At 56.2% G+C, this 5,387-nt stretch carries 3 rRNA genes; all 3 read right to left on the bottom strand.

Annotation, left to right across the window (positions count from 1 at the left end):
* Nucleotides 1-52: 52 nt before the first annotated feature.
* Nucleotides 53-165, bottom strand: a 5S ribosomal RNA gene (gene rrf, locus A5658_RS19390).
* A 75-nt stretch (nt 166-240) separates the two neighbouring features.
* Nucleotides 241-3,348, bottom strand: a 23S ribosomal RNA gene (locus A5658_RS19385).
* Between the two features lie 327 nt (nt 3,349-3,675).
* Nucleotides 3,676-5,208: ribosomal RNA gene (locus A5658_RS19380) — 16S ribosomal RNA — on the bottom strand.
* The 16S, 23S and 5S rRNA genes sit together here, the layout of an rRNA operon.
* Between the last annotated feature and the right edge of the window lie 179 nt (nt 5,209-5,387).

Below are 5,387 nucleotides of genomic sequence, written 5' to 3'. Positions count from 1 at the left end.
AGAAATGCCCGTGCCCCCCAAGGGTTTTGGGGGGCACGGGTGTGTTGTGTGTGTTCGGCGGTGTCCTACTTTTCCACCCGGGTGGGTAGTATCATCGGCGCTGGCAGGCTTAGCTTCCGGGTTCGGGATGGGTCCGGGCGTTTCCCTGTCGCTGTGGCCGCCGTAACTTTATTTGTGTTGTTATGAAGTGTGTTTTTGGTGGTGGGGTGCAGTGGTTGTCTGCGTGGGTTGTGGTTGCGTGTGTGTAAGTTTTCGGCCGGTTAGTGCCAGTTCCCTGAGCTCATTGCTGGGCTTGTAGGTCTGGTCTATTGATCCCGTGGTCTGCGGGGGGCCTTATCCCACTTGATGGGTGAGAAGCCTGGTCTTGGAGGGGGTTTCCCGCTTAGATGCTTTCAGCGGTTATCCTGTCCGAACGTGGCTATCCAGCGGTGCCCCTGGTGGGACAACTGGTGGACCAGAGGTTCGTCCGTCCCGGTCCTCTCGTACTAGGGACAGGTTTCCTCAAGCTTCTGACGCGCGCGGCGGATAGAGACCGAACTGTCTCACGACGTTCTAAACCCAGCTCGCGTGCCGCTTTAATGGGCGAACAGCCCAACCCTTGGGACCTGCTCCAGCCCCAGGATGCGACGAGCCGACATCGAGGTGCCAAACCATCCCGTCGATATGGACTCTTGGGGAAGATCAGCCTGTTATCCCCGGGGTACCTTTTATCCGTTGAGCGACACCCCTTCCACTCGGGGGTGCCGGATCACTAGTCCCGACTTTCGTCCCTGCTTGACATGTCCGTCTTGCAGTCAAGCTCCCTTGTGCACTTGCACTCAACACCTGATTGCCGTCCAGGTTGAGGGAACCTTTGGGCGCCTCCGTTACATTTTGGGAGGCAACCGCCCCAGTTAAACTACCCACCAGGCACTGTTCCTGAACCGGATAGACGGTTCGAGGTTAGAGGTCCAATACGATCAGAGTGGTATTTCAACAACGACTCCGCAATTACTGGCGTAATTGTTTCACAGTCTCCCACCTATCCTACACAAACCGTACCGAACATCAATACCAAGCTATAGTGAAGGTCCCGGGGTCTTTTCGTCCTGCCGCGCGTAACGAGCATCTTTACTCGTAGTGCAATTTCGCCGAGTCTATGGTTGAGACAGTTGAGAAGTCGTTACGCCATTCGTGCAGGTCGGAACTTACCCGACAAGGAATTTCGCTACCTTAGGATGGTTATAGTTACCACCGCCGTTTACTGGGGCTTAAATTCTCCGCTTCACCCCGAGGGGTTAACGGGTCCTCTTAACCTTCCAGCACCGGGCAGGCGTCAGTCCGTATACATCGTCTTGCGACTTCGCACGGACCTGTGTTTTTAGTAAACAGTCGCTTCTCACTGGTTTCTGCGACCCACTCCCGCTGCCCACCGCGAAGGGTGTTGACGGTGTGTGGGCCCCCCTTCTCCCGAAGTTACGGGGGTATTTTGCCGAGTTCCTTAACCATAGTTCTCTCGTACGCCTTGGTATTCTCTACCTGACCACCTGTGTTGGTTTGGGGTACGGGCCGTGTGTGTGCTCGCTAGAGGCTTTTCTCGGCAGCATAGGATCACCGAATTCACCTCATCCGGTTATGCATCACCTCTCGGAATATGTGAACAGCGGATTTGCCTACTGTTCTTCCTACGGGCTTGCCCCAGTATTACCACTGACTGGTACGGCTACCTTCCTGCGTCACCCCATCGCTTGACTACTACCAGTGAAGGTCCCACGCAGCCCCCAGAACTCCTTGACCCGAAGGTCGCAGATGATCCGAGATTTGGGTGGTTAGTACCACTGATTCATCAGGGACGCGCACACACGGGTACGGGAATATCAACCCGTTGTCCATCGACTACGCCTGTCGGCCTCGCCTTAGGTCCCGACTCACCCTGGGCGGACTGGCCTGGCCCAGGAACCCTTGGTCTTTCGGCGGGCAAGGTTCTCACTTGCCTTATCGCTACTCATGCCTGCATTCTCACTCCCACACCCTCCACCACTCGATCACTCGGTGGCTTCGCTGGATGCAGGACGCTCCCCTACCCAACATATTGCTATGTTGCCGCGGCTTCGGCGGTGTGCTTGAGCCCCGCTACATTATCGGCGCACAATCACTTGACCAGTGAGCTATTACGCACTCTTTCAAGGGTGGCTGCTTCTAAGCCAACCTCCTGGTTGTCTATGCGACTGCACATCCTTTTCCACTTAGCACACGCTTAGGGGCCTTAGCCGGCGATCTGGGCTGTTTCCCTCTCGACGCACGGAGCTTATCCCCCGCCGTCTCACTGCCACGCTTTCACTTACCGGCATTCGGAGTTTGGCTGACGTCAGTAACCTAGTAGGGCCCATCGGCCATCCAGTAGCTCTACCTCCGGCAAGAAACACGCAACGCTGCACCTAAATGCATTTCGGGGAGAACCAGCTATCACGGAGTTTGATTGGCCTTTCACCCCTACCCACAACTCATCCCCTCAGTCTTCAACCTAAGTGGGTTCGGGCCTCCACGCGGTCTTACCCGCGCTTCACCCTGGCCATGGGTAGATCACTCCGCTTCGGGTCCAGAACACACCACTACACCCCTTACGGGGATACGCCCTATTCAGACTCGCTTTCGCTGCGGCTACCCCACCCGGGTTAACCTCGCGACATGTCCCTGACTCGCAGGCTCATTCTTCAAAAGGCACGCCATCACCCCACCAAAGGAGGGCTCTGACGGCTTGTAGGCACACGGTTTCAGGTACTCTTTCACTCCCCTCCCGGGGTACTTTTCACCATTCCCTCACGGTACTAATCCGCTATCGGTCATCAGGAAGTATTCAGGCTTACCGAGTGGTCTCGGCAGATTCACAGCAGATTCCACGGGCCCGCTGCTACTCGGGTATTCATGACACCAGATGACATGTTTTCACCTACCGGGCTCTCACCGTCTACGGCAGACCATCCCAGGCCACTTCGACTAACACGCCACTACTGATGCTGCGATCGGCGGACCACAGAACACAAACCCCACAACACCACACACACAACCCCCGCCGGGTATCACATGCGCACGGTTTAGCCATCCTCCGCTTTCGCTCGCCACTACTCACGGAATCACTATTGTTTTCTTTTCCTACGGGTACTGAGATGTTTCACTTCCCCGCGTTCCCCCCCAACCCCTATATATTCAGGGTTGGGTGACACGACATCACTCGTGCCGGGTTTCCCCATTCGGACATCCTCGGATCCACGCTCGGTTGACAGCTCCCCGAGGCATATCGCAGCCTCCCACGTCCTTCATCGGCTCCTGATGCCAAGGCATCCACCATGTGCCCTTAAACACTTACAAACACAAGAAAACATACTCAACAAAACGCCAATATCAGCTTTTTGCTTAGATGCTCGCAACCACTATCCAATTAAACAAACACCACACCCCACCACCAAGATGGAGCAACAACACCACACCCTCAATCCAACGACCAAGGGACAACAGCGGGTGTTGTCTCAGGACCCAACAGTGTGTCTGGCAATTCTGCTGCCCCCGAACAAAATTCGAGAAGCGATTGTTGTCGTGCACCGACCGGATCGTCCACTACAGACGCCGGCACTGATCTCCCAACCACACTGATCCCGCCAGGCGGCGGGGGTGGGGGAATGAAATGGTGCTCCTTAGAAAGGAGGTGATCCAGCCGCACCTTCCGGTACGGCTACCTTGTTACGACTTCGTCCCAATCGCCGATCCCACCTTCGACAGCTCCCCCCACAAGGGTTAGGCCACTGGCTTCGGGTGTTACCGACTTTCATGACGTGACGGGCGGTGTGTACAAGGCCCGGGAACGTATTCACCGCAGCGTTGCTGATCTGCGATTACTAGCGACTCCGACTTCACGGGGTCGAGTTGCAGACCCCGATCCGAACTGAGACCGGCTTTCAAGGATTCGCTAAGCCTCACGGCATCGCAGCCCTTTGTACCGGCCATTGTAGCATGTGTGAAGCCCTGGACATAAGGGGCATGATGACTTGACGTCATCCCCACCTTCCTCCGAGTTGACCCCGGCAGTCTCTCACGAGTCCCCGCCATAACGCGCTGGCAACATGAGACAAGGGTTGCGCTCGTTGCGGGACTTAACCCAACATCTCACGACACGAGCTGACGACAGCCATGCACCACCTGCACACAGACCACAAGGGAACCGATATCTCTACCGGCGTCCTGTGCATGTCAAACCCAGGTAAGGTTCTTCGCGTTGCATCGAATTAATCCACATGCTCCGCCGCTTGTGCGGGCCCCCGTCAATTCCTTTGAGTTTTAGCCTTGCGGCCGTACTCCCCAGGCGGGGTACTTAATGCGTTAGCTACGGCACGGATCCCAAGGAAGGAAACCCACACCTAGTACCCACCGTTTACGGCGTGGACTACCAGGGTATCTAATCCTGTTCGCTCCCCACGCTTTCGCTCCTCAGCGTCAGTTACTGCCCAGAGACCCGCCTTCGCCACCGGTGTTCCTCCTGATATCTGCGCATTCCACCGCTACACCAGGAATTCCAGTCTCCCCTGCAGTACTCCAGTCTGCCCGTATCGCCCGCACGCCCCCAGTTAAGCCAGGGAATTTCACGGACAACGCGACAAACCACCTACGAGCTCTTTACGCCCAGTAATTCCGGACAACGCTCGCACCCTACGTATTACCGCGGCTGCTGGCACGTAGTTGGCCGGTGCTTCTTCTCCACCTACCGTCACCCACAACAAAAGCTATGGGCTTCGCCGATGGTGAAAGAGGTTTACAACCCGAAGGCCGTCATCCCCCACGCGGCGTCGCTGCATCAGGCTTGCGCCCATTGTGCAATATTCCCCACTGCTGCCTCCCGTAGGAGTCTGGGCCGTATCTCAGTCCCAGTGTGGCCGGACACCCTCTCAGGCCGGCTACCCGTCGTCGCCTTGGTAGGCCATCACCCCACCAACAAGCTGATAGGCCGCGGGCCCATCCCACACCGCAAAAGCTTTCCACCACAGCACATGCATGCCGTGGTCCTATCCGGTATTAGACCCAGTTTCCCAAGCTTATCCCGAAGTGCAGGGCAGATCACCCACGTGTTACTCACCCGTTCGCCACTCGAGTACCCCCGAAAGGGCCTTTCCGTTCGACTTGCATGTGTTAAGCACGCCGCCAGCGTTCGTCCTGAGCCAGGATCAAACTCTCCAAACAAAAACCACTCGCAACAGCGAGAAGAATCCGAATCAGAAAAATCCGATCACAGCAAAAAGACACCAAAAACTGGCATCAAAAAAACCACACCCATGACACGGGGCGCCACAAATGCGGTCACAAAAACAACAACAAAAACAAAACCACCAAACACACTATTGAGTTCTCAAACAACACCC

The sequence above is a fragment of the Mycobacterium sp. 1245111.1 genome (assembly GCF_001673405.1).
Lineage (GTDB): Bacteria > Actinomycetota > Actinomycetes > Mycobacteriales > Mycobacteriaceae > Mycobacterium.
The sequence above is the reverse complement of the archived record's forward strand: the minus strand, read 5'-3'. Positions and strand labels throughout refer to the sequence as shown.